Source organism: Burkholderia sp. S-53, assembly GCF_025560745.1.
Taxonomy (GTDB): Bacteria; Pseudomonadota; Gammaproteobacteria; order Burkholderiales; family Burkholderiaceae; genus Burkholderia; species Burkholderia pyrrocinia.
In genome coordinates this window covers 943527-968387 of sequence record NZ_CP090483.1, presented here as the reverse complement: position 1 = coordinate 968387, position 24861 = coordinate 943527, and the positions used below count along the sequence as shown (strand labels likewise).

The following is a 24861-nucleotide window of genomic DNA, read 5'->3' as shown; positions in this document are numbered from 1 at the left end:
GTGTTTCCGAACGATCGCGGCGCGCCGCTCATTCGGGCAGCGTCTGGTGGCGCGTTTCGACCGCGAACGGCAGGATCAGCATGCCGAGCACGAACACGGCCGCGGTCCATGCAACCGGCACGCCTAGCGAACCGTAGCCGTGAATCGCCGCGCCGAGCAGGAAGTTCACGCCCGCGCCGATGAAGCGGCCGACCGACGCGTTGAACGCGAACGCGGTCGCCCGCACCCGCGTCGGGTACTGCTCGGGCAGCCACAGCGAGAAGATCGCGAAGTTTCCGCCGAAGAAGCCGAGGAACGCGAGCGACACCATGAACGCCGTGAGCCCGTTCGGCTGGTAGAACGCCCAGCCGAACGCGAACACGATCGCACCGGCCATCCCCGCGAAATAGACGCCGAGTGCCGCGCGCCGGCCGAGCCGTTCCGACAGCCACGGCGCGACCAGGCAGCCGGCGATCGTCGCGCACGACAGGATCGCCGCGCCGACCGACGCGAGCCGCAGCGCGCCGATGTGGTCGATGCCCGCACGCGCCGCCAGCGTGGTGACTGCACTCGCCTCGTAGACGGAGCCGGCCCACAGCCCGACAATCGCGACGCCGACGAGGCTCGCGCTCGTCAGCGTACGGCGCCGGAACGCCGGCGCGAAGATCTCGCGCAGCGGATGTGCGCGCCGCGCGTCGGCCACGTCGCCGTCGCGCGCGTCGTGCCGGCGCCACTGCCCCGGCTCCTTCACGCGCATCACGGTGAACACCGCGAGCAGCGCGGGAGCGAGCCCGCACAGGAACATCGCGCGCCAGCCGTAGGTCGCGCCGATCGTGTAGTTCAGGCAGGCCGCGATGAAGAAGCCGAAGTAGTAGCCCGTCTGCAGGTAGCCGGCGCCCATCTTGCGGCGGTCTTCCGGCCAGCTCTCGGCGACGTAGGTGCCCGCGAGCGCCCATTCGCCGCCGACGCCGATCCCGGCGATCAGCCGGCACGCGGCCAGCGCCCACACGTCGTGCACGAACGCGGCCGCGCCGGTGAACACCGAATAGATCAGGATGCTCGCGGCGAGCGTGCGCACGCGGCCGAAACGGTCGGCGAGCGGCCCCCAGATGAACGACAGCCCCCAGCCGATCAGGAACAGCGCGAACAGGATCGAGCCGTACATGCCGAGATTCGCGGGCGTCGCCGCGATGCCGGACGCCGGCAGCAGTTCGGTCAGCGCGGGAATCAGCACGAGCGCGTAGATCACCGAATCCACGCCGTCGAGCACCCAGCCCGCGTACACGGCCCAGAAGCCCTTGACCTGGTCGCGCGTGAGCGGCGTGCGCCGCGGCTTCGCGCCGGCCGCCGGCGCGTCGATCGCCTTGAACATCTTCGTCTCCTTGCCGGCGGTGCCGGCACTGTTGCCGCGTCCGGTCCGGGATGGCCGGCAGGCTGGCTCTTTTGTGTGACGAGTATAGAAACACCATCGATCGCCGAAAAATATGATATTCATCTCGATCGATCGGATTGGCTTATGGCTTGAATCGGGAGACGGCGGCGATGGACTTGAGACAGTTGCGCTATTTCGTGAAGGTCGTCGAATGCGGCAACGTCACGCACGCGAGCGAGGCGCTGCATGTCGCGCAACCCGCGGTGAGCCAGCAGATGCGCAATCTCGAACAGGATCTCGGGATGCAGTTGCTCGAACGGAGCGTGCGCGGCGTCGCGCCGACCGCCGCCGGCCGCACGCTGTACCAGCACGCGCTCGAGCTGCTGCGCCAGGCCGACGGCACGCGCGAGCTGCTGCGCCGCGACGCCGATACGCCGCAGGGCCGCGTGACGGTCGGCATGCCGTCGAGCACCGCGCGCGTGCTGGCGATTCCGCTCGCACGCGCGGTGCGCGACCGCTATCCGGGCATCATGCTGGAGCTGATCGACGCGCCGAGCGCCGATCTCGACACGCTGCTCGAACGCGCGCGGCTCGATCTCGCGATCGTCGTCGACGCGGTCGACACGCGCGGCATCGCGATCCACCGGCTGCTGACGGAAACGCTGTACCTGATCACGTGGCCCGGGTTTCCGGTGCCGGACGATCCCGTACCGCTCGACGCGATCGCGCGGATGCCGCTCGTGCTGCCGAGCGCGCCGAACACGATCCGCAATCGCGTCGACTGGGCGATGCGCGAGGCCGGGCTGTCGTACGAGATCAGCTTCGAGGCAAGCTCGACCGGGCTGCTGTTCGCGGCCGTGATGGCGCAGCTCGGCGTGACGATCCTGCCGTGGACGGCCGCGCACGTCGAGATCGAGGAACGCAAGCTCAAGCTGTCGACGGTCGCGCACCGGCTGTTCGCGCGCGACCTGTCGCTGTGCTGGCACGATACGGCGCTCGTCAGCAATGCGGTGCAGAAGGTGAAGGCCGAGATCGTGCGGTTGTTCGACGCGCTCGGGCGGCGGCCCGAGTGGGCGGACGGTCATCCCGGCCACGCGTGACCGGCGCGGCGCGGGGACATTGACAACGCGCCCCGGCGCCCCTTAACGTTGCTGCCATCGTAACCATCACCGGTTCAGCTTAAGAGGTTGTCGGCCCGCTCGTGCTCGACACCTCCGCCTTCATCGAAGGCCTGCTGCTTGGCGCCGGCCTGTTCACGTCGGTCGGCCCCAAGGACGCCTTCGTCATCAAGCGCTCGATCTCGAGCCCTCATCTGCTCTCCATTGCCCTCGTCTGCGCAGGTAGCGACGCGCTGCTGATCGCGCTCGGCGCGCAGGGGCTGTCGGCACTGCTGTCGCGGCATCCCGGCGTGGTGTCCACGGCGTTATGGGCCGGCATCGCGTATCTCGCCGGTTATGGCCTGCTCGCGCTGCGCTCGGCGATCCTGCGGCAGCAGCCGGAGCACGTCGACGGTTCACCCGCAGGCCGCGAGCCCACGCTGTCGCGCACGGTGCTCGCGACCGCCGCCGCCTCGCTGCTCAATCCGTATGCGTGGATCGACACCGTGCTGCTGCTCGGCACCGTGATCGTGAGCCACACGCCCGCCGCACGCATGCCGTTTGCGATCGGCGCGATGACCGCTTCGCTCGCGTGGTTCCTGATGCTCGCCTATGGCGCGCGTGCGTGCCGCGCGTGGTTCGCACGTGTGCTCGCATGGCGTGTGCTCGATTTTTTCGTCGCGGTGATGATGCTCGGCTTCGCGGTGCGTTTCGCGATCGACGCGCTTTAGGCGTCAACGGCCCGGTACCGATACCGCGCGGAATACTTCGTGCGCGTTGGCATGCAGTTCGAAACCGATGCCCGGCGCCTGCGGCACGCGCGCGTATCCGGCGTCGACGGTTTCGCCATCGGCCAGCCCGCTGAACGGACGGAACGCGAACGGACTGACTTCCGCACCACCGAGACCGAGCGCCGCGACGACGTGTAGCGAAAACAGATGACCGCCATGCGGCCAGAACGCATCGCACCGCCAGCCGCGCGACACGAAGTGATCGACGATCTGCAGATAGCCCGGCAGTCCGTAGCAATGCACGGGATCGAACACGCGCACGTCGCGGTCGTTACGCAGCCCGCCGTAACGGTCGAGCAGCTTTGCTTCGGCGAGCGAGAACAATGCTTCGCCGGCCGCGATCGGTGGTGCGTATCGTGTGGCGAGGTCTGCCTGGAGCGGCAGGTCGAGCGGGTCGCACACGTCCTCGAACCACCAGAGGTCGAACGGTGCGAGCATCTCGGCGGCCGCGCCGACCGTCGTCGCGTCGTACGTGTTCATCGCGTCGACCGCGAGACGTGAACTACCCGCAAGGTGCGCGGCAGCGACTTCGATGCGGCGTCGATCCTGATCGAGATCCGTGCCGCCGATCTTGATCTTCGCGTGCGCGTAGCCGAGATCGACGATACGGCGCATCTCGTCGGACAGGCGCGCTAAATCGTCATGCGGATAGCGGTAGCCGCCGCCCGCGTATACACGGACGCGTGGTGCTGCCGTGCGTCCAAGCCGGTCGGCCAGAAAGCGATTCAGCGGCAGGTCGGCAATTTTCGCGGCAGCGTCCCAGATCGCCATGTCGAGCGTGCCGACTGCGACGCAGCGTTCGCCGTGTCCGCCGGGCTTTTCGCCGGCCATCATCGCGCGCCATGCGCGGAACGGGTCGAGGTTCGTGCCGGCTTCGTCTGCGAGTGTGTCGGCGGCGGCCAGCAGGCGCGGCGCGAACCGTTCGCGGATCAGGCCACCCTGCGCGAAGCGACCGATCGATGCGTAGCCGTAGCCCGTCACCGGGTGGCCATCGCGCACGACGTCGGTCACGACTGCAACAACACTCGTCGTCGGGCCGCCGGATGGAATCGCCGGATCTGCATAGCGGGAGACGGGAATCGCTTGCTCGTGGATCGCGGTGATGCGCATGGTCGGGGTTCCGGGAAAACATTCGGTGTTCGCAGGCCATGCACGCACGGCGGCCGGCACGACTGGCTGATCGCCGCATCATAGGCGCTTGCGCGATGGCTTGCCGGCACCCGCGCGATCGCGCGGGGCGGCAAAGCCGGCCTAGCGTGCGACCACGCTCGGCGAGCTGTTTTCGAACCGGATCGGGTTTTATTGAGCCGGAATCCCCTGTTTGCCTCCCTGCTCCGTGAACCGGGCGGGTGTCGGGCGTAAGACAAGCGTGGCTCGAATCTACCGGTCCGCTCAGGCGAAGACGAAGTACTTGCGCACCGTCTCCACCACTTCCCACGTCCCTTTCATGCCGGGTTCGATCACGAACACATCACCGGCTTTCAGGTGCACCGATTTCTCACCTTCCGGTGTGATGATGCAGTAGCCATCGAGGAAGTGGCAGTACTCCCATTTCTCGTAGTTCACCTCGAACTTGCCCGGCGTGCAGATCCAGGTGCCCATGATCTTGCTGCCGTCCTTGGAGAGGTACGCGTTGAGGTTCACGGTGTGCGGATCGCCGCCGATGCGCTTCCACTTGGTCGCGTCAAGGACGGGAGTCGGGCAGGTTTCGCGCAAAACGGTGATGAAATCGGACATGTCAGCTCCAAACTAACGTTCGTGTAAGAGGCTTGTCACGTTAGTGCGAAAGCGTTGCCGGGACTTGTATGCTTCCGACGCCGACTCGTCTATTTTCGACACCGGCCTGCGGGCAAGCGCACGGCTGGCGCGTTTCGTTCGGCGTTGGCGCTACGGTACCACCTCACGTTACGGTCGGCCCGCTCGCGCGGCCGGCGCGTCGGACGGGCCACCGTCGGGAACTCAAAGCCGTTTGCCAGCCCCCCAAACAACTTCACTTGCCAGATCGCTGCCAACGGACGAAGACACGCGTGGAGACGGATGGGGCAGGAAATAGGTCATCAGGCACTTCATGACCAAGTCGCGAAGCGCCAGCAGCTATTTAATTGTCCGGTTGAGGATCTCCATAGTGCCAAATGACCATCCCCCACGCCGTGCGGTGCGGCCCAGGCATAGGCGCCCCGGCCTCGACATGAACCGGATCCTTCACGGCCGGGCTTTGCCAGTAGCCGGTGCGCGGACAAGGCTCTCCGGGCAGGACCCGTAGCCTCGGTTGCACGACAGGCGCGGGGAAGTAGGTTTCCTCCTCCGCCGGAATGCTGCCGTCCCGGTAACGCTTGTCTTCCCACAGCAGCCGCCAGCGCACCTCATGCTCGTCGTTCGTACCTTCCAACAGGTACTTGTGGGCAATACTGCCTTTGAGGAAGTAGCTCGGACAGCCCACCTTGCCGGACGGAAACCACGGCTCCCAGATACCCTCGACAGGAATCTCCTGGTCACTGCAAACCTCGCCGCTTGCGGATTCGTTCTTCGGCGGACAGGGAGGAAGCGATGCGGGATAGGTGCGACCGGGTGGCCAATACCGCCAAGCAGGAAGGGGCGCATTTTCGAACATGGATTCATAGGTCCAGTGCTCAAATACGCGGGTCCCGCCATCCGCACGTGTTCCGTATGCAAGCATCCCGATATAACCGAATCCGACCGTGCACTTGAGCGCGTAGCAAATCAATCTCTCGATCCACACCCCCTCCGCGAACCCGGTGGCATACACCGGGTCCGAAAAATTGGTGTCCTTCAGTCCCAGTGAATGAAAGAACGGATCGTATTTACGACCGATTTCAAGCGCACTCCGTCCAAACAACAGGTCGCCACCTTGCTGGCTTCCTATAACCAGCGCGTCGTATGCTGCTCGTTTGTCAAGACCTCGGCGCAATGCATCGATGCCCAGATCCATGTGCACCAGTGCCCCCAAGAAATCATGTGTGTAGGCTTCCTCAAGCTCCTCCTGATTTGGGCTCGGTGTGTCCAGTTGTTTTGCGTACGCGCCGAGAAAGTCCCGATATAGTCCAACGGCGTAATCCAGGAACGTGAAACTCGTCCATTTCTTGAGCAGATAAAACGCCTTTGCTCGCGCATCCTGTTCCTGCTCGGGGGTCATGGTCAAAATATTCAACATCATGGAACCTGTTCGTTCGTCGATTGTTTGCCGCCATCGGCTAGCGCTCTCCGCGCGTAACCTTCCTGTCTGATCTTGGCCGATCGCTCGCGCTCGGCCAGCATGAGCGCTCGCGCAGTTGCTTGATCGGGTAGCTTTACGTCAGTCCAATGCGTCCGAAGCGCCTTGAGCTGCCCGTTCGCAAGCTGCGCATCTATCCATTTTTTCACGGGTGCATTGAACTTGTTCTCAAAATCCACGAAGAATTGAAGGTCGCCCCCGACCAGCAAACGCATCGTGGCAACCTCTTTTTCGTCGTCCCATTGCTCAGCAATCCGCCCCTTCCACAGGCGCATCCCGTCCCATCCAGCCGGAACTTCGATGCCGAGCTTTTCCATTGCCTCGCGCGTCGGCACCTTTATCTTCACATAGCTGCCATTCATGCTCCAGGCATGCTTGATCGCGCTTCGTATACGCCACCAAAGCCCGTTGGGAGCAAGGCTATCGGTCCAGAATTTGCCTGGGATTGTCCGTGGGCTGCTCAGGTAACGCGTGTCGACCACACGAATCATCGTCTGGCCCGGCGCCTGAACAACCGCTTCAAGCGGCACCTTGGCGCTGAACGTACCTATGGCCTCCCCCACTTCCCAGTTGCGAAGGTCGGGCCACTCTTCTTTATGCACGTATTGCTTGATGGTCATCGGCTTGTGCCCCAGGCTCTTCGTCTCCTCGGCCAGATGAGCCAGGCGCGCCTCCTCGGTCATCGTCCGAGTGGTCCCGCCTCCCACCTTCACATCCGCCCAGGTGCCCTCCACCAGATGGCCTCTCACATGCTCCAGCAAGCGCATCAGATCCTTGAAGGCCAGCGCGATTTTCGTGTCCCCCAGCTTGCGCAGTTCCTCCAGCATCGGCAGCAGCTTCCGGATATAACTCGCCACCCGCGCCGGGATAACAGACCCGAGCCGGTTCAGAATGAAATTCAGCGCCTTGCCGATGCGATCCAGCAGCATGCCGAACGCGTTGCGCACGACAAACTGATACTTGCTGAAGTCCAGTTGCCTGAACCACTCCACTGCATTGCCAAACCCCGCCTTGCGGATCAGGGCCAGGATTTCCTGGCATAGCTTGACCAGATCTTCGGATTTGCTGACCGCTCGCATCAACAACTTGCCTATGCCCTTGAGCAAACCTCCGACCACCGGAACGACCGCGACAAGGCAAAGCACGAGCGCCACCCACTCCCACCCGTCGTCCCGAACCTTCGGGTCGTCGCACATGCGAAGCGCGATGGCGATCGCGTCGCGCGCGGCCGTAATTTCTCCGGCGACAGGGAACATGCTGATGACGGCATCGACGATGATGGCGCCCGTATTGCGCTTTTGCGAGAATTCCCCCGCGACGGCGCCGACGACGGTATCGCCGACTGCAGTGGCGCCGCTCCACAGATAGTCGCCGACCTCGGATGCCGCCTGGCTGACCCAACTGCTGCTCATGCCCGACCTCCTTGCATCCGGTCCAGGGAGGCTTGCATGTCGAACTCGTCCCAATGAGCCTTGTAGCTGGGATTTTTCTCGGTAGCCTTGATTTCGTAGGGTCGGCTGTCCTCACCCAACTCGATGCGCCCCGGTCCTTGCGGTGCACCTGTCAGATCAGCCATGCCTTTGCTGTCGACGATGCCGGAGAAGGTAGCGCCGCTTTCGTAGTGAATGGTGAACTTGGCGCCTTGCACGGGCGTGTCGTCGTGGTAATGGTATTGCAGCGCTGCAGCACCGCGGGACGTCGGCGCAGGCGACAGCGGATAGTCGATCCGCGTCGGCCCGCTGAATGCATGCTGCGCCCCCTTCACATCGATCTTTCCAGGCGCGTGAATCTCGATGTTGCCGCCCTTGAGCCGGATATAGGCGCCACCCGAGGTCAGTAGAATCTCCTGCTGCGCCGCCACCTCGATATTCTCGGTGGCCGACAGGACCTTGACGGTTTTCTGGGCCGTTATTTCGATATTGTCCGAATGCGCCTGAACCTCAACCTTTCCCTTGGCCGCGATCAGTTTCATCCCGGCGTTCTGCACAAACAGGCTGATCTTCTCCGCCACACTCGCTACCAACGACTTCCCGCTCGCGATGAACGTGCTCTGGCCGCTCACCAGATTCGTTTGCTGATCGCTCGACACATGCACGGATGCCTGCGTCGACAGCGCGATACCGGAAGGACTCGCCACCAGCATGACGGGTGTCTTGAACGCGTTCGCACTCCCGGTACCGCCTCCCGCCGTCCGCCCTCCCGACTGCGAGCCTTGCACGCTGCTTTGCGTCGCATCGGTAAACGTCTTCAGCGCGTCATGCCCCTCTCCCAGGCTTTCCGCCTGATGCATCGTGCTTACCTGCGACATGGCCTCGATCATGCTCTCGGCATTGACGAGCTGCTGCTGCGCTTCGCGAACGTCGAGCGGCTGACTGTTCGCCGACTTCGGATACGTCGAAACATACAGCCCCTGCGAAGCACGCATGGCGCCGTATGCATCCGTCCGCAGATCGAAGCCCGATCCGAGATATGCACCGCGAGTGTTACCGCTTTGTTCGATGAGATAGCCCAGATGCAACAAACTATTCGCGCTGCTGCTCATCAACTGCACGCGGTTCTGGCCCGTCGCGTCGTCCATCACCATCTGGCTATAACCGCTGCCGCCATACTCTTTCGAGCGATGGCCCGACAGGATCCCATTGCTATGCCATTGCGGACCGACCGTACCGTTGTAGACGCGATGCAGCACGATTGGCCGATCACAATCGCCGCCGACGTATCCGACGATGACTTCCTCGCCGACTCGCGGAATATGCACACCGCCGTAGCCGCCGCCGGTATCCGATTGCGCTACTCGGATCCAGCACGAGGCACCGGCATCTCCCGGGTTCTGCCGATCCCAGACGAACATCACCTTCACACGGTTCAATTCGTCGGTATGGACCTCTTCTCCCTGCGGCCCGACGACGATCGCCGTCTCGAGATGCATCTCCGGCTTCAAGTGTTCGAACGGGCTGCGATACGGAACCGTGGTGCGTTGCGCCTCCACTTCGATCAAATAGAAGCCGGTCGAACCGTCATCGTGGTGGACTGACGCGCCCGTGTACCCCGCTTTCGCACGCTCCAAGTCGGATTGCATGCTATGGGGAAAGCTGGTCTCCTGATTCGATAGCGGCAGGTTGTTCTCGATATAGCGTCGAACCTTGATCGCAGCAAACTCGCGTTGCTCGGCCGAATCGCGATCGTGTTCCGGATGGCCCGTCAATCCGAAGCGCTGGCCAGCGTCGATCCCTCGCACTCCCCCCATCCCGACGAATCGCTTGGCGCGCGACTCCCATTCTTCCAGATGGATTTTCGAGAGCTGCTCACCTCGGTCCTGACGTCCATAGGTATAGGCGCCGCTGTACTCGTAGACTTCAGCCTGTTCCGGCAGATTTCCCTGGCCGGCCTTCGTCGGCAACGTCGTTCCATTAGGACTGTCGGCGGACGACGGCGCCTTGTAGTCAAACGTGCGGGTCGTATGGACGGTGCTTTGCAAAGTCCGCGAACCCGCCCACTGCGTGAACGCATCCGTATTGTTGCCTGTGCCCGACCTGTTGAATCCGATCGGGTTGGGCGACACCTCGTCCAACGCATGAATATCGTCGGTCACGATCAGCGTATGCGACTTGCCGTCCTTGCCTTGGCGCCAGAAGCCGTATAGGCCCTCCTCTTCCATCAGCCGATGGACAAAATTCCAGTCGGTTTCGCTCTGACGACAGTACGAGCGCGAGGGCAGAGGCTTCGACAACGCAAACTGATACTGTCCACGAGCCTGCGGATGCACATCGAATACGTCAGCGATGATGCGGTCGGCGCTATTGTCCTGCCAGTACCGCATATCGCGCCGGAATTTGAGGAAGTACATCCATGACGCGACGACAAGTTGATAGCTGGAGAGGCTACCGTCGTCGCCCAGCCTGCGCGCCGTGTGGATATAACCGTTGACTGGCAGATAAGACTTGTTCGCCTGCTGAATCCACAGCGTCATCGGTTGAGCGATCAACGCCTTGAGTTCGATGTCACCTGCCGTGGATACCAGGTCGAGCGTGACGCTAAAGTCGCGGCCGAGCTCGGAATAGGTCACGACCCGGCGCGGTATGAGCGCATTGTCCGGCAACGACGGGATGTCTGTCTTGAGCAAGCGATCTTGTTGGATCAGGCCACCACGAATTGCCTGAGCTAATTCAGTCATGTTCATGCGTTATCCATCTTCTTATTTGTTGCAAGCCCACGGTGGCTCGCGCTCTCACGGGGACGGCTCCCCGATAATGTCGCCGGAATTGTAGCGGAGCCGACAAGTCATGAGAATGTAGCCCGCTGAGGCCAGCAATATATCGAACCGGGAGCTTAAACACGAATCGCCCAAGAAGCATATGCGGTACATCCGTTGGGCCGTTGAAATTCGGCTCCGATCCTACGGCGCGCCGAAGGGATGCGCCTTCAGCTTGAACGGTAGATCCCGTGAATAGCGGGAGGCTCACCCGACACTGCCAGCGACGCCACCGCCCCACCGTCGAGCGATGCCAGTTTCGATGCCACCGCCCAAAACCGATCGCTTGCCATCCCCACCGAAACCCTTGTAGAATTACGCGTTCTGCGGGCGTCGTATAATGGCCATTACCTCAGCTTCCCAAGCTGATGACGTGGGTTCGATTCCCATCGCCCGCTCCAGTCTTTCTCAAACCCTTGCCGCGCAAAGCTTGCAGGGTTCTCAGGCAGCCACTGCCGCACTCCCCTCGATATCCGTCTCGAATGTGTGCCACGGCGCATGTCCGTCGCGGGGCCGTCGCAAGATCTCCCGATAGATCGCCCACGACGAAGAGTCCGGCGCTTGCTCCATCCGCAACTCACTTCCGGCCGCCCTCGCCCAACCTCATGCGAACGCTTGGCCCATGCACGCAACGCCTACCTCATGTCGCCCGCAACATCACGATGAGGACGGGCAAGCACAGCAAGCCGTGAAGCACGATCGCGCAATACGCCGGCATCGCATTCGCTCCGGCATCGCGGTTTGCATTCAGCAACGTACCGATCGCCCAAACGAGACCGCCGAGCGAAACGATTCCGCACAGGACGACAACAGCCAGCGCGGTACCGATCGCGCCGAACCCCGACGCCCCGGCAAAGGCCTCCGGACTATCAAAGATCGACAGGCCGACGATGCCGGCAATCGCACACTCGGCGAGCGCGAGAATCGCGGGGCCGCTACCGATCTTGCGACGCACGGAAGTTGTTTCGCTCATGGCTTTTCTCCCCAAAGGCCATTGGTCGTGGATCATGCCCACCCATCATCTGTCACTATCGTTGCCAGGGCAACCACACGCGTGACATGACGCATCATGGCGGCCGTCATCGCTTCTTGTCATTCTGGCCGCGAGCATTCGAAACGAAACGCGCGCTGTTCATTTTCATCACGTCGCGCACGCGTCTCCCACATCCGGTCATGCCGGTTGTGCGTCAGCGATTCTACTCAATCGCCTGGCAGCAGCCCATCGCCCGAACAATCACGAACCGCCCGAAGAAAAAAGGACACACCTTCCCTCACCAGGAAAGCATGTCCGAAAACCGGCGCCGGGGAGTGCGCCGTTAGCGCCAGCACCGATCAACCCTGCGTTGTGCGAGCCCGTCGTTCAGCTACCGTGCACCGCTTGCCAGGCCTCGTACAGGTCCTGCCCTTCATCGCGCGCACGGTGATAAACGAGCTTCATCTCGCGCTCTTCCGGCGGACGCGCGATCTCCACATACCCGCGCGCGGCCGACAGGTCATACGGTTCGCCGTCCTCGTTCGAGTACGCGTAATACACCTCACTGACGCCCGCCAGATACATCGCCGACAGGCACATCGAACACGGATACCCGCTCGCATACATCACCGAGCCGCTCAGGTCCGTGCTGCCGAGCGCCTTGCTCGCGGCACGCACGGCCTGCATCTCGGCATGCGCGCTCGGATCGCACGTCGCCTCCACTTCATTGACCGAACGCGCGAGCACCTTGCCGTCGCGGACGAGCACGGCGCCGAACGGCCAGGTCTTGCGCTCTCGCACGTTCTCCATCGCGAGGCGGATCGAGTCGACGAGGTAGGTATCGGTTTGAGACATAGAACTACTCCATTCAGGTGAGATCAACTGCCGCGGTACGTCGAGAACGACCACGGCGAGCAGAGCAGCGGCACGTGATAGTGCTGTGCCGGATCGAATACGGTGAAGCGAACCGGCACGACGTCGGACAGCGCACTCGCGTCCTTGAAATGCGCACCGATCGAGAAGCGCAGCTCGAACTGTCCGGCGCGCGCCGCTTCGCTGCGCAGCATCGGCGCGTCGGTGCGCCCGTCGGCGTTGCTGACCGTGCGATTCAGCAATCGGGGCGGCGTGACGCCGAGGTCATAGAGTTCGATCGGTACGCCGCCGATCGGCTTGCCGGTCGTCAGGTCGAGAACATGGGTGCTGATGCCAGCCATTCGCTTGCTCCAATTCTGGTCAAGGGATCCGGAAAGAACCTGCCGCTCAGCTGCCGCGGTAGTACGTGTAGTTCCACGGCCCGAACTGCACGGGCAGGTGCAGCCGTTCCGAGGCATCGGTGACGCGGAAGCGGATCGGCACCTGCGACAGGAACGACGGCGACGGCAGCCGCGCGCCCTTCATCCGGAAGTAATCGTCGACCTGCATCAGCAGCTCGTAGTCGCCTGCGACGTAGGTTTCGCCGATCAGCAGCGGCTCGTCGGTCCGCCCGTTCCGGTTGATGACCGCCTTGCGGATCGGCACGGTCTCGCCTTTCTCGATCCGCGAAAACTCGACGTGCATGCCGGCCGCAGGCGCACCGTGATAGGTATCGAGCAGATGAATGGTCAGGCGCGGGCTCGCGCCATGCTGCGAGATCGGATCGGCCGCCTGCGCGGGCTTCAGCGCATCGCCCTGCGCCACCGACGGCGTCGCGGCCTGTGCGCGGCCAGCCAGCAGCATGCCGCCGGCCGCAGCCATCGACGCCATCACGAATTGCCGGCGCTCACGCTTAATGAGTTCGCTCATGATCAGGACTCCTTCGACTTGCGTGCATGCACGATGCCGGTCACGACCAGCACGGCCGCCATCAGCTCGATCGCGGCGACGAGGTAAAGGCCCGGCGCAAGGCTGCCGGTCGCGCTCTTGACGAGCCCGAGCACATACGGCGCACCGAAGCCGGCCAGGTTCGACACCGAATTGATCAGCGCGACGCCGATCGCGGCGGCGCTGCCGGCCAGATACAGGTTCGGCAACTGCCAGAACACGGGAATCGCGCTCATCGTGCCGGCCAGCGCGACGATCATCGCGGCGATCGTGAACGCGGGTGCCACGCCCGGCATCCCGAGCAGCACGGCCATCACCGCCATCGCCAGCGCACCGCAGCCGGCCGGTATCGCGAAGTGCCAGCGCACTTCCTTGTTCCGGTCGGAACGCGCACCGTTCAGGATCATCCCGGCAGCACCGAACACGTACGCGAGCGCGGCGATCCAGCCGATCACCACCGTGGCGCCGAACCCCGAGTCGCGAATGATCGTCGGAATCCAGAACGTCAGCGCGGAGTTCGCGCACAGCAGGCAGAAGAAGATCGCGATCAGCAGCCACACCTTCGGATTGCGGAACAGCGTGCGCCAGTCGTGGCCGCGCTCGCCGAGTTCGCGCTTGTCCGCGTCCAGCACGTTGCGCACGACCTGCTGCTCGGCAACCGACAGCCACTTCGCCTGCTCGGGCCGGTCGGTCATGTAGAAGTACGCGACGATCCCTGCCAGCACCGACGGAATGCCCTCGATGACGAACAGCCATTGCCAGCCGTGGAAGCCGTGCGAACCGTCGAGCGACGTCATGATGCTGCCGGCGAGCGGGCCGCCGAGCACGCCGGCGATCGCCGACGCCGACATGAACGTGCCGAACGCCTTCGCGCGCCGCGAGCTCGGATACCAGTAGGTCAGGTACAGGATGATGCCGGGATAGAAGCCGGCCTCGAATGCGCCGAGCAGGAAGCGCAGCAGGTAGAACTGCGTCGGCGTCTTCACGAACGACTGCAGGATGCAGATGATCCCCCAGCCGATCGTGATGCGCATGATGGTCTTCTTCGCGCCGATCTTCTGCAGCAGCGCGTTCGATGGCACCTCGAAGAAGAAATAGCCGAGAAAGAAAATGCCGGCGCCGAGCCCGTAGACGGCCTCGCTGAACTTGAGCGTATCGAGCATCTGCAGCTTCGCGAAGCCGATGTTCACGCGATCCAGCCACGCGAGGACCCACAGTGCAGATAAAAACGGCAGAAGGCGCCACGACACCTTGCGATAGACGCGCTCTTCAAGCGTCGGCTCGACCGACGAATAGACTGACGAATGCTGTTCTGTGACAGACACGGGTGTCTCCTGAAATAACTCGGCCTTCCCGAGCCGGCGACGCAACCGCCCGCACGCAGCAGCGACATGCGGCGCTCCGGTCGTGCATCGGCGGCTCGCAGCGCCGTGAGCTTGTTGTGAAGCCTGACCATATAGCAGCGGCCCCGGCGCAGACAGGTTCGGGTTGTTATAGGCCCCATAGCAAACGGCGCTGCAGGCCGCCCCGTACCGCCTCGCGGGGTGTCGCCCGTCACGCGCGGCGGGCGTTGCGACGGCACCGGCGCCGCCATCTCCCGTATCGCCGTTGCCGCGCGGACGATGTGCGCGCCGCCGCGAACCGTTGACGCCGTTCGGCACTCGACGGCAAAGTGGAGCCGGTCAACGAACCCGAAATCACCATGCGCAACGACGATCCGCTGGACACCTACCTTCTTCGCGTCCTGTGCACGCTGGTCGAGGAACGCAGCGTGTCGCGCACGGCAATCCGGCTGAATCAGTCGCAGCCCGCGCTCAGCAGCGCGCTGAAGCGCCTGCGGAAGCTGTTCGACGATCCGCTGCTCACGCGCGAAAAGAACGAGATGGTGCCCACCGAGCGCGCGCTGCAGCTCACGCAGGACGCGCGGGTCGCGCTCAATGCGCTCGACAAGATGTTCAGCGCCGACGACGCATTCGATCCGCAGCGCTCCGACCGCACGTTCACGATCGCGATGCCCGACTACCTCGCGCCGCCGTTCTTCGCGGACCTGGCGCGGCGGTTCCGCCAGCACGCGCCGAATGCAAAGCTCGTCACGCTGCCGATGGGTGCCGAATACGACTACGAGAAGGCGCTGGCCGAAGGGCAGGTCGACGTCGTGATCGGCAACTGGCCGGCGCCGCCCGAGCATCTGCACATGAACGTGCTGCTCGAGGACGAGGTGGTATGCCTGATGTCGAAGGACAATCCGCTCGCGAAGCCCGGCAGGCTCACCGCGGAAAGCTATATCGACGCGTCGCACCTGGTGCCGCTGCCCTATTCGAGCTCGCAGCGCGGCGTCGTGGAAAGTTCGCTCGCGACCTTGCGCCTGAGCCGCGGCAGGCAGATGTCCTGCCCGTACTTCAGTCTCGCGCCCTACCTCGTCAGCGAATCCGACCTGATCCTGACGACCGCGCGGCATTTCGCGGCCTACTACGCGCGCCGCCTGCCGCTGCTGATCCGCCCGGCGCCGTTCAACTTTCCGCTGATGCGCTTCTACGTGCTTTGGCATCCGAACAAGCATCGTTCGAAAGCGCATGCGTGGCTGCGCGGCCTGCTGTCGGACAGCGGCGAGCGGCTGACGTCGATTGCCGGCGCCGCGTGACGCGCGCTGCTCGGCAGGCCCGGAACCGCCGGTGTACGGGGCCGATGCATCGGCTGGTATACGGCCAATAGGAGTTGCCTACTTCTGGTCGCAGCGGCGCGATTCCTATACTCGGAACCTCCATTCCCGCTCGAAGGTTCCTACAGACGATGTCCTCGACTCCACTCGACACCACCACGCTCGCCACGATCAACGCGATGGCGAAGGACCAGTTCGTTCAAGCGCTCGGCGACATCTTCGAACACTCGCCGGACGTCGCCGAGGACGCATGGGAAGCGCGCCCGTTCGATTCGGTCGATGCGCTGCACGACGCGATGATGGCCAGCATCCGCGCACGCGGGATCGATGCGAGAAAGGCATTCTTCGATCGCCATCCCGAACTGTCCGCGCAGGCGGTGCGCGGTGGCGGGCTGACCCATGCGTCGGTCAGCGAACAGACGAGCGCCGGCCTCGACGCGCTGACCGACGACGAGGAAATCCGCCTGCAGCGGATGAACCGCGCATATCGCGAGCAGCATGGTTTCCCGTTCATCATCTGCGTTCGCCACTACACGAAGGCCGGCATCTTCTTCGAACTGGAAAGCCGCGTGTCGCGCGAAACCGCATTCGAACTCGACTACGCGCTGCACCAGATCAAGGCGATCACGCGCCGCAGGCTCGACCAGCGCGTGGGGTGACGCACGCCGCGTTGCCTTGCGCAAGCCTCAGGACAGCGGGCCGAAGCGGCATTCGCTTCGGCCTTCGCACTATATGACCCCAAACCCGGCGCACCGCGATCCGGGACGACACGCACGCGGCCCGCGCCCGCCGCAACCTTGCCAGTCGGATCAAACCAGTCCATAATCCGGCTCTTTCCGGTTGGCTGAACGGGAAATCCTTCAGGATCAACGGCTTGGCGGTGTATCGCCGCGCCCGTCACCACGTTCCGCAACCGCGCGCCAGCCGCCTCGTCGAAGGCGGCTTTTTTGTACCGCGCCGGCGCGTCCCGCGCGCCCGATGCCCTCGCCCGCAACCGAGCCTTTCTCTGTACCGATGATGCACGACGATCCGAACGAAGCCGGCCTGCCGCCGCACGACGACGCCATTCCCGACGAAGCCGCCGACGGCGCCGACGAAGTCAATCCGCTGCACCACCGCCGCATCCGCAGCTTCGTCACGCGCGCCGGCCGCGTGTCGACCGGCCAGCGCCGCGCGCTCGACGAACTCGGCCCGCGCTTCGTCGTCCCGTATGCGCCGGAGCTGCCCGACTGGAATGCGGTGTTCGGCCGCAGCGCGCCGCGCATCCTCGAGATCGGCTTCGGAATGGGCGCATCGACCGCGGAAATCGCCGCGAACCGCCCCGGCGACGACTTCCTCGGCGTCGAAGTGCACGAGCCGGGCGTCGGCGCACTGCTGAAGCTGATCGGCGAGCAGGACCTGCCGAACATCCGCATCATCCAGCACGACGCGGTCGAGGTGCTCGAGCACATGCTCGCGCCGGAAAGCCTCGACGGCGTGCACATCTTCTTCCCCGATCCGTGGCACAAGGCGCGCCACCACAAGCGCCGGCTGATCCAGCCGCCGCTCGTCGCGCATCTCGCGTCGCGCCTGAAGCCCGGTGCGTACATTCATTGCGCGACCGACTGGCAGAACTACGCTGAACAGATGCTGGAAGTGCTCGGCGCGGAACCGACGCTCGAAAACACCGCTGCCGACTTTGCGCCGCGCCCCGACTATCGCCCGGTGACGAAGTTCGAACGGCGCGGGCTGCGGCTCGGCCACGGCGTGTGGGACCTGGTGTTCCGCAAGCGCGCCGGCTAAGCCATTCCGCTGAGGCGGAGCGCTGCCCCGGATGACAAAACGGCCCGACCGGCATTTGCCGATCGGGCCGTTTCCTTATCGGAGGCGCGCCGGCCTCCGTATCTGCATCACGCCCAGTTCAGCCAGCCGCTGTAGCCGACCAGCAGCACGAACAGCCCGAACGCGATCCGGTACCACGCGAACACCGTGAAGTCGTGCGTCGCGACGTAGCGCAGCAGCCAGCGCACGCACACGAACGCGCTGACGAACGCCGCGACGAGCCCGAGTGCGAACAGGCCGAGCGAATCGACGGTGAACGCCTGCCAGTCCTTGACGGTTTCATAGAGCGTCGCGCCGAAGATGATCGGAATCGCGAGGAAGAACGAGAATTCGGTGGCGACGCGCCGGTCGAGGCCGAACAGCATCCCGCCGATGATCGTCGAGCCCGAACGCGACATGCCGGGCACCAGCGCGAAGCACTGCGCGAGGCCGACCTTCAGCGCATCGAGCGGCGTCAGCGCATCGACCGACATCACGCGCGGCGGCTCGCGGCGCTCGCGCTGCCGCGCCTCGGCCCACAGGATGATCGCGCCGCCCACGACGAGCGCGAACGCGACGGGCACCGGCGAGAACAACACGGCCTTGATCTTCTTCTCGAACAGGAGGCCGAGCGCGATCGCGGGAATCGTCGCGATCACGACGTTCAGCGTGAAGCGCCGCGCGTCGGGCCGGCTCGGCAGCCCGGATACGATGGACGCGATCCGTTGCCGGTACTCCCAGCACACCGCGAGGATCGCGCCGAACTGGATCACGACGTCGAAGGTTTTCGCGTGCGAATCGTTGAAATTCAGGAAGCTGCCCGCGACGATCAGGTGACCGGTGCTCGACACCGGCAGGAATTCCGTCAGCCCCTCGACGACGCCGAGGATCAATGCCTTGCAGATCAGGATCCAGTCCATCCGTGGCCCAACTCCGAAATGGTCGAAAGGAAGGGCCAGGTTGCCGCGCGGCCCGCTCGGCCGCGCGGTTCGACGTCATTTTTCGACGATCGCCACGCGTATGCCGTTTGTAAGAATCGTAATTGTACCGGGTTCGTAGTTCACCCCGGCAAATTCCAGTTGTTCGGGCTTGAACGTGTAGATCGGATAGTTGGTCAGCACTTGCGTCGCGAGCAGGCCGGCGGCCGCGCCGACCTGCTGCGCATACATCTGCGCGTCGCCGTCGAGCACGAGGCTGTCGACGGCCGGCGACTTCAGCACGACCGAGCGGCTCGGCGCGTCGTATGCGAGCTGGCCCGACACGGTGAACTTGCCGCTGACGGGCGCGCGCAGGAACGGGCTCGCGAAATGCGCGTCGAGCTGCACGGCGACGCGGTTCTGGTCGGGCAGCAGGTTGACGGCCGGGTTCGCGAGCGACACGTCGACGACCTGCGCGACCGTCTTCTGGTACGGGAACTTGCGCGCGACGGCTTTCTGCACGTCGCCGCGCGAAAACGTGTAGTGATCGGGGATGAACGGGAACGTCGACGCGCACGCGGCGAGCGATACACACACGCCGACGGCGCCAATGATTGCAGCGAGAAAACGGCGCCGGCCGGGCGCGCAAGGTGCGGTCATGCTCAACTCTCTCCTTCCTGTATCGGGCGCAGCGGCGATCGGGTGATCGGCGCCGGGCCATGCCGGACAGCCGACCGGCGTTAGTGCGTCGGCGCGTGCCGCGGGTTCCCTCTGCCGCATCCGCCCCCAAACGCGGGCGGCAACCCGCTACCGCCCGATGCCGCCACGCGGCGGCGGCTGCGTCGCGACCTCGAGGCGCGTGAGCCACGCCAGTGCGTCGTCGCGCGATGCGCCGCACATGTCGGCGGACGGCTGCAACCCCGAACAGCAGGCGGGACGCTCGGGCCGGCCGAAGATCCGGCAGCGCAGGTCGTCGCCGAGCTGCACGCAGCGCACGCCGGCCGGCTTGCCGTCGGGCATGCCCGGAATCGGGCTGGAAATCGACGGCGCGATGCAGCACGCGCCGCAGCCCTCGCGGCACGCGTGCGGCGGCGGGACATCGGCGGGCGCCGGGCGGACAGGCATTTCGACGGACACTCGGTTCTCTCGACGAACAACAAAAAACGGTGCGACAACCGGACGCGGCGTCCGGCAGCCCACCCCGCATTGTGCCATCGCCGGCTGCGACGTTATTACACAATGCAGCCGAATCGCGCGTTTATATACTCGAAAGCATCTAAAAAGCGCGAAGACCGTCATGAGCTCTGGTTCTGCCGACACAATGTTCCGTCCCGATTTGCTCGCGAAATACGGCGCGAACGGGCCGCGCTATACGTCGTACCCGACCGCGCTGCAGTTTCGCGATGATTTCGATCCGGCCGACTACGTGCGTGCGGCGACCGACCCCGGCGCGTCGTCGAGCGAGCTGTCGCTGTACTTCCATATCCCGTTCTGCAACACCGCGTGCTTCTACTGCGGCTGCAACAAGATCGCGACCAACAACCGTCGCCGCGCGCGCCCGTATCTCGACCAGCTGAAGCGCGAAATGGCGCTGCAGGCCGCGCTGTTCGATCCGTCACGCCCGGTCACGCAACTGCACTGGGGCGGCGGCACGCCGACCTTCCTGTCCGACGACGAGACGGCCGAACTGATGGCGGCCACCCGCGAGCACTTTGCGCTCGCGCCGGATGCCGACGCCGAGTTCTCGATCGAGATCGACCCGCGCACGGTCACGCCCGCGACGCTCGTGCACCTGCGCACGATCGGCTTCAACCGGCTGAGCCTCGGCGTGCAGGATTTCGATCCGGTCGTGCAGCAGGCGATCAACCGCGTCCAGCCGCTCGCGATGACGGCCGACCTGCTCGGCGCCGCGCGCACGACGGGCTTCCATTCGGTCAGCGTCGACCTGATCTACGGCTTGCCGCACCAGACGGTCGCCGTGTTCGCGCGCACGCTCGAGACGATCATCGAACTCGCGCCCGACCGGCTGTCGGTGTTCGGCTACGCGCACATGCCGCACCTGTTCAAGATGCAGCGGCAGATCGACGATGCGACGCTGCCGCCGCCCGAAACGCGCATCGCGCTGCTCGGCCTCGCGATCGACATGCTGACGTCGGCCGGCTACGTGTACATCGGGATGGACCACTTCGCGCGGCCGTCCGACGAACTCGTGCGGGCACAGCAGAACGGCACGCTGCAGCGCAATTTCCAGGGCTACAGCACGCGCGCGGATACCGACCTCGTCGGCTTCGGCGTGTCGTCGATCGGCAAGGTCGGCGACGTCTACGCGCAGAACGCGAAGGACCTGCCCGCGTACGGCGCCGCGCTCGACGCGGGCCGGCTGCCGATCGCGCGCGGCGTGCGGCTCACGCCCGACGACCGGCTGCGCCGCGACGTGATCACGCAACTGATGTGCAACCTCGAACTGCCGTTCTCGCATGTCGAGGCCGCGCACGGCATCCGCTTCGCCGATCATTTCGCGCGCGAGCTCGACGCGCTGCGCCCGTTCGAGCGCGACGGGCTGCTGACGATCGCGCGCGACCGCCTGACGATCCATCCGGCCGGCCGGATGGTCGTGCGCAACATCGCGATGGCGTTCGACGCGTATCTCGGCCAGACGCCTCGACAGCGCTACTCGCGTACGGTCTAGCGTCGACGGCAAACCGGCGGCCGCACGCGGGCGGCCGGTTTGATACAGTGTGAGGCTTCCCTCCGCCAGAACCCGCACGATGCGCACCACCAAAGCGACCTACGCGGTCGAACGCCTGAAGACCCGCTCCGGCAACCCGCATTTCGCGGCCGTCGCGATGGCGGGCGGCCTGTTCTATCTCGTCGACCGCTCGGGCGGCACCGCCGAGAAGCGCTGCGAGCCGCTGCCGCTCGACGAGTTCGTCAAGTTCGTCGACGAATTCGGCCCCAAAAAGCCGCGCAAGGCGAGCAAGCTCGACCTCGCATTCGAGGCGCAGATCAAGAAGAGCAAAGAGTAAAGGTCTGTTGCAGGCCGCTTGAAGGCTTGATTGCCGCCCTGTTTGGTACAATCGCGGAGTTTATCTACCCCCGCTGATGGCCGACCAGGCTGCGTGACCACACCATGAATATCGAAAACGCGCGTTTCAACATGATCGAACAGCAGATCCGGCCGTGGGACGTGCTGGATCTGGACGTCCTGGGCCTGCTGTCGATCGTCAAGCGTGAACACTACGTTCCGGCCGAATACCGCGATCTCGCGTTCGCCGATCTCGAACTGCCGCTGCCCGGCGGCGCCAGCAAGATGCTGTTCCCTCGCGTCGAAGCGCGCGTGCTGCAGGAGCTGACGGTCAAGAAGCACGAGAACGTGCTGCTGATCGGCGCGGGCTCGGGCTACCTGGCCGCGCTGTTCGCGCATCGCGCGCAGCAGGTGACGGCCGTCGAGATCGATCCGGCGATCGCGAAGTTCGCGGAAGACAACCTCCGCAACGACGGCGTGACCAACGCGGAAGTCGTGCTCGGCGACGGTTCGCGCGGCTGGGCCGGCAAGGCGCCGTACGACGTGATCTGCGTCGCGGGCGGCCTGCCCGTCGTGCCGCAGGAAATGCTCGAACAGCTGAAGGTCGGCGGCCGCCTGTCGGCATTCGTCGGCGGTCGTCCGGTGATGAAGGCGCAGATCATCACGCGCATCGACGACAAGCAGTACCGCGTCGCCGACGTGTTCGAAACCTACATCGACCACCTCGTCAACGCGATCGAGCCGTCGCGCTTCAAGTTCTGAGCAACGGAGCCTCCATGCAGATCCTGACGCCCGCGATGCTCGCGGAATGGCTCGGCGATAAAGCACGCCCCGCGCCGATCGTGCTGGACGTACGCGAGCCGTGGGAAATCGCGACCGCGCAGATCGCCGGCAGCGTATCGATCCCGATGCAGCAGATCCCCGCGCGCAGCGAAGAGCTCGACGACGAAGCAGAAATCGTCTGCGTGTGCCATCACGGTATGCGCAGCGCGCAGGTCGCGATGTTCCTCGAATCGCGCGGCTTCACGAAGCTGTACAACCTGCAAGGCGGGATCGACGCGTGGTCGCGCGACGTCGATCCGTCCGTGCCGCGTTACTGACCTTGCCGGCGGCGCATCGCGCGCCGCCATACCGGTGACCGGCACCGCGCCGGCCGCACCGATCCGCCGAACGGGCGCGCACTGCGCGCCCGTTTCTCTTTCCCGCCCTACTCCGTTTCCTTCAGCGCGCCGGCGACGAGCGCGAACAACCCGGCAATCTGCGCGTCGTCGATGACGAGCGGCCAGAACGCGAGCATGTCGCCCGCATAGCGGATCGTCGCACCCTTCCGGCAGCGCATGCAGGCACCGGAACGGTGAACCACGACCGTGCACCATTTACGCCCGCGAACCTGCACCGCAACGGACCGCGCATGCTGCACGACGCGTCATCCGCACCACCGCAACGCCCGGCACCGCGCCGCGCAGGCACGCCTGGCGTGCATCCGCGCGACTGGCACATGCCTTGCGTTACCCGATGGCAGGCGCCGCCACGGCGCACGCACATCCAACACGTCAAGGGGAAACAGATGAAACGTCGCAGTCTGTTGAAGTTCGGTTCGATGGCCGGCGCGCTCGCGCTGGCGGGCAAGAGCCCGTTCGCGCAAGCGGCCGATGCGGGCACCGGCCCGATCAAGGTCGGCATCCTGCACTCGCTGTCGGGCACGATGGCGATCTCGGAGACGTCGCTGAAGGACACCGCGCTGATGACGATCGCCGACATCAACAAGAGCGGCGGCGTGATGGGCCGCAAGCTCGAGCCCGTGGTGGTCGATCCCGCGTCGAACTGGCCGCTGTTCGCGGAGAAGGCGCGCCAGTTGCTCACGCAGGACAAGGTCGCATGCGTGTTCGGCTGCTGGACGTCGGTGTCGCGCAAGTCCGTGCTGCCGGTGTTCGAGGAACTGAACGGGCTGCTCTACTACCCGGTGCAGTACGAAGGCGAAGAAATGTCGCGCAACGTGTTCTACACGGGCGCGGCGCCGAACCAGCAGGCGATTCCGGCCGTCGAGTACCTGATGAGCGCGGAAGGCGGCGGCGCGAAGCGCTTCTTCCTGCTCGGCACCGACTATGTCTATCCGCGCACGACCAACAAGATCCTGCGCGCGTTCCTGAAATCGAAGGGCGTGAAGGATGCCGACATTCAGGAGGTCTACACGCCGTTCGGCCATAGCGATTACCAGACCATCGTCGCGAACATCAAGACCTTCTCGCAGGGCGGCAAGACGACCGTGATCTCGACGATCAACGGCGACTCGAACGTGCCGTTCTACAAGGAGCTCGGCAACCAGGGGATCAAGGCGACCGACGTGCCGGTCGTCGCGTTCTCGGTCGGCGAGGAAGAACTGCGCGGGATCGACACGAAGCCGCTCGTCGGCCATCTCGCCGCGTGGAACTACTTCATGTCGGTGAAGAACCCGACCAACACGAAGTTCAAGGATCAGTTCGCCGCATGGGTGAAGGCGAACAACCTGCCGGGCGGCGCGAAGCGCGTGACCAACGACCCGATGGAAGCGACCTACGTGGGCATCCACATGTGGAAGCAGGCCGTCGAGAAGGCGAAGAGCACCGACGTCGACAAGGTGCGCGTCGCGATGATCGGCCAGACCGTCGCCGCGCCGTCGGGCTTCACGCTCGCGATGGACGGCAACCATCACCTGCACAAGCCGGTGATGATCGGCGAGATCCGCGGCGACGGGCAATTCAACGTCGTGTGGAAGACCAAGACCGCGGTGCGCGCGCAGCCGTGGAGCCCGTTCATCGCGGGCAACCAGGGCAAGCCGGACATCGTCACGTCGATCCCCGCGTTCCTGCGCCGGCAGCGCGCGGCGCTGGCCTGACGCGGTGCGGCGCGTCGCGCCTCGGCGTGACGTGCCGCTCGCATGCAGGTGCCGATGCGCCGGCAGCGTGTGCGGTGACGCACCGCACG

The 24861-nt window shown here is 64.7% G+C and carries 25 protein-coding genes and 1 tRNA gene; 11 read left to right on the top strand and 15 right to left on the bottom strand.

Annotated features, from left to right (window positions below):
• Positions 1–28: 28 nt before the first annotated feature.
• Complete coding sequence (locus LXM88_RS09510) at positions 29–1351, bottom strand: MFS transporter (RefSeq protein ID WP_262541622.1); 1323 nt, start codon at positions 1349–1351, stop codon at positions 29–31.
• Positions 1352–1521: 170 nt separating this feature from the next.
• Between LXM88_RS09510 and LXM88_RS09505 the strand changes: the two genes are divergently transcribed.
• Positions 1522–2451 carry a LysR substrate-binding domain-containing protein gene (locus LXM88_RS09505; protein ID WP_262541621.1) on the top strand — a complete coding sequence of 310 codons (930 nt, stop codon included), beginning with the start codon at positions 1522–1524 and terminating at the stop codon, positions 2449–2451.
• Between the two features lie 101 nt (positions 2452–2552).
• Complete coding sequence (locus LXM88_RS09500) at positions 2553–3179, top strand: LysE/ArgO family amino acid transporter (RefSeq protein ID WP_262541620.1); 627 nt, start codon at positions 2553–2555, stop codon at positions 3177–3179.
• A gap of 3 nt (positions 3180–3182) precedes the next feature.
• On the opposite strand, the gene LXM88_RS09495 is transcribed toward LXM88_RS09500, so the two are convergent.
• The 5 genes from LXM88_RS09495 to LXM88_RS09475 form a co-directional block, all read right to left on the bottom strand.
• The gene (locus tag LXM88_RS09495) at positions 3183–4349 is read right to left on the bottom strand and encodes an enolase C-terminal domain-like protein (RefSeq protein WP_262541619.1); all 1167 of its coding nucleotides are present in this window, start codon (positions 4347–4349) and stop codon (positions 3183–3185) included.
• A gap of 282 nt (positions 4350–4631) precedes the next feature.
• Complete coding sequence (locus LXM88_RS09490) at positions 4632–4976, bottom strand: cupin domain-containing protein (protein ID WP_176049364.1); 345 nt, start codon at positions 4974–4976, stop codon at positions 4632–4634.
• 361 nt (positions 4977–5337) lie between these two features.
• Positions 5338–6414, bottom strand: coding sequence for an Imm72 family immunity protein (locus LXM88_RS09485; RefSeq protein WP_262541618.1), 1077 nt, complete (start codon positions 6412–6414; stop codon positions 5338–5340).
• A complete protein-coding gene (locus LXM88_RS09480) occupies positions 6411–7883 on the bottom strand; it encodes a hypothetical protein (RefSeq protein WP_262541617.1) in 1473 nt (490 codons plus the stop codon). Before LXM88_RS09480 ends, LXM88_RS09485 begins: the two co-directional genes overlap by 4 nt.
• Complete coding sequence (locus LXM88_RS09475) at positions 7880–10651, bottom strand: type VI secretion system Vgr family protein (RefSeq protein WP_262541616.1); 2772 nt, start codon at positions 10649–10651, stop codon at positions 7880–7882. The genes LXM88_RS09480 and LXM88_RS09475 overlap by 4 nt, the downstream gene beginning before the upstream one ends.
• A gap of 398 nt (positions 10652–11049) precedes the next feature.
• On the opposite strand from LXM88_RS09475, the gene LXM88_RS09470 reads away from it, so the two are divergent.
• A tRNA-Gly gene (locus LXM88_RS09470) sits at positions 11050–11124 on the top strand.
• A gap of 239 nt (positions 11125–11363) precedes the next feature.
• Here LXM88_RS09470 and LXM88_RS09465 read toward each other — a convergent pair.
• From LXM88_RS09465 to LXM88_RS09445, 5 genes are all read right to left on the bottom strand, one after another.
• The gene (locus tag LXM88_RS09465; protein ID WP_262541615.1) at positions 11364–11696 is read right to left on the bottom strand and encodes a hypothetical protein; all 333 of its coding nucleotides are present in this window, start codon (positions 11694–11696) and stop codon (positions 11364–11366) included.
• 387 nt (positions 11697–12083) lie between these two features.
• Positions 12084–12551, bottom strand: a complete 468-nt coding sequence (locus LXM88_RS09460) for a nucleoside deaminase (protein WP_262541614.1) — start codon at positions 12549–12551, stop codon at positions 12084–12086.
• Between the two features lie 23 nt (positions 12552–12574).
• Positions 12575–12910, bottom strand: a complete 336-nt coding sequence (uraH, locus tag LXM88_RS09455) for a hydroxyisourate hydrolase (RefSeq protein WP_059235698.1) — start codon at positions 12908–12910, stop codon at positions 12575–12577.
• Between the two features lie 46 nt (positions 12911–12956).
• Positions 12957–13478, bottom strand: a complete 522-nt coding sequence (uraH, locus tag LXM88_RS09450) for a hydroxyisourate hydrolase (protein ID WP_262541613.1) — start codon at positions 13476–13478, stop codon at positions 12957–12959.
• Positions 13479–13480: 2 nt separating this feature from the next.
• On the bottom strand, positions 13481–14821 hold the full coding sequence (locus LXM88_RS09445) for an MFS transporter (RefSeq protein ID WP_262541612.1): 1341 nt from the start codon (positions 14819–14821) through the stop codon (positions 13481–13483).
• Between the two features lie 377 nt (positions 14822–15198).
• Here LXM88_RS09445 and LXM88_RS09440 point away from each other — a divergent pair, with 377 nt between their 5' ends.
• From LXM88_RS09440 to trmB, 3 genes are all read left to right on the top strand, one after another.
• A complete protein-coding gene (locus tag LXM88_RS09440; protein WP_262541611.1) occupies positions 15199–16137 on the top strand; it encodes a LysR substrate-binding domain-containing protein in 939 nt (312 codons plus the stop codon).
• 149 nt (positions 16138–16286) lie between these two features.
• Positions 16287–16814, top strand: coding sequence for a 2-oxo-4-hydroxy-4-carboxy-5-ureidoimidazoline decarboxylase (uraD, locus tag LXM88_RS09435; protein ID WP_262541610.1), 528 nt, complete (start codon positions 16287–16289; stop codon positions 16812–16814).
• 355 nt (positions 16815–17169) lie between these two features.
• Positions 17170–17937: a tRNA (guanosine(46)-N7)-methyltransferase TrmB gene (trmB, locus tag LXM88_RS09430; RefSeq protein WP_262541609.1), complete on the top strand. Its 768-nt coding sequence runs from the start codon at positions 17170–17172 to the stop codon at positions 17935–17937.
• A 107-nt stretch (positions 17938–18044) separates the two neighbouring features.
• Here trmB and LXM88_RS09425 read toward each other — a convergent pair whose 3' ends face one another.
• From LXM88_RS09425 to LXM88_RS09415, 3 genes are all read right to left on the bottom strand, one after another.
• Positions 18045–18875, bottom strand: a complete 831-nt coding sequence (locus tag LXM88_RS09425) for an undecaprenyl-diphosphate phosphatase (protein WP_262541608.1) — start codon at positions 18873–18875, stop codon at positions 18045–18047.
• 75 nt (positions 18876–18950) lie between these two features.
• The gene (locus tag LXM88_RS09420) at positions 18951–19532 is read right to left on the bottom strand and encodes a DUF1439 domain-containing protein (RefSeq protein WP_262541607.1); all 582 of its coding nucleotides are present in this window, start codon (positions 19530–19532) and stop codon (positions 18951–18953) included.
• A 147-nt stretch (positions 19533–19679) separates the two neighbouring features.
• A complete protein-coding gene (locus LXM88_RS09415) occupies positions 19680–19997 on the bottom strand; it encodes a YkgJ family cysteine cluster protein (RefSeq protein ID WP_262542821.1) in 318 nt (105 codons plus the stop codon).
• Between the two features lie 172 nt (positions 19998–20169).
• On the opposite strand from LXM88_RS09415, the gene hemN reads away from it, so the two are divergent.
• From hemN to LXM88_RS09395, 4 genes are all read left to right on the top strand, one after another.
• On the top strand, positions 20170–21561 hold the full coding sequence (gene hemN / locus LXM88_RS09410) for an oxygen-independent coproporphyrinogen III oxidase (RefSeq protein WP_262541606.1): 1392 nt from the start codon (positions 20170–20172) through the stop codon (positions 21559–21561).
• A gap of 79 nt (positions 21562–21640) precedes the next feature.
• Positions 21641–21898 (top strand): hypothetical protein, encoded by a 258-nt coding sequence (locus LXM88_RS09405; RefSeq protein WP_262541605.1) that lies wholly within the window; start codon positions 21641–21643, stop codon positions 21896–21898.
• Between the two features lie 104 nt (positions 21899–22002).
• The gene (locus LXM88_RS09400) at positions 22003–22659 is read left to right on the top strand and encodes a protein-L-isoaspartate O-methyltransferase family protein (RefSeq protein WP_262541604.1); all 657 of its coding nucleotides are present in this window, start codon (positions 22003–22005) and stop codon (positions 22657–22659) included.
• 14 nt (positions 22660–22673) lie between these two features.
• Entirely contained in the window at positions 22674–22997 is a 324-nt protein-coding gene (locus tag LXM88_RS09395) for a rhodanese-like domain-containing protein (RefSeq protein ID WP_262541603.1), read from the top strand.
• Between the two features lie 107 nt (positions 22998–23104).
• Here LXM88_RS09395 and LXM88_RS09390 read toward each other — a convergent pair whose 3' ends face one another.
• Positions 23105–23260: a hypothetical protein gene (locus LXM88_RS09390; protein ID WP_262541602.1), complete on the bottom strand. Its 156-nt coding sequence runs from the start codon at positions 23258–23260 to the stop codon at positions 23105–23107.
• Between the two features lie 204 nt (positions 23261–23464).
• Here LXM88_RS09390 and urtA point away from each other — a divergent pair, with 204 nt between their 5' ends.
• A complete protein-coding gene (gene urtA / locus LXM88_RS09385; protein WP_059235720.1) occupies positions 23465–24772 on the top strand; it encodes an urea ABC transporter substrate-binding protein in 1308 nt (435 codons plus the stop codon).
• Positions 24773–24861 lie beyond the last annotated feature (89 nt).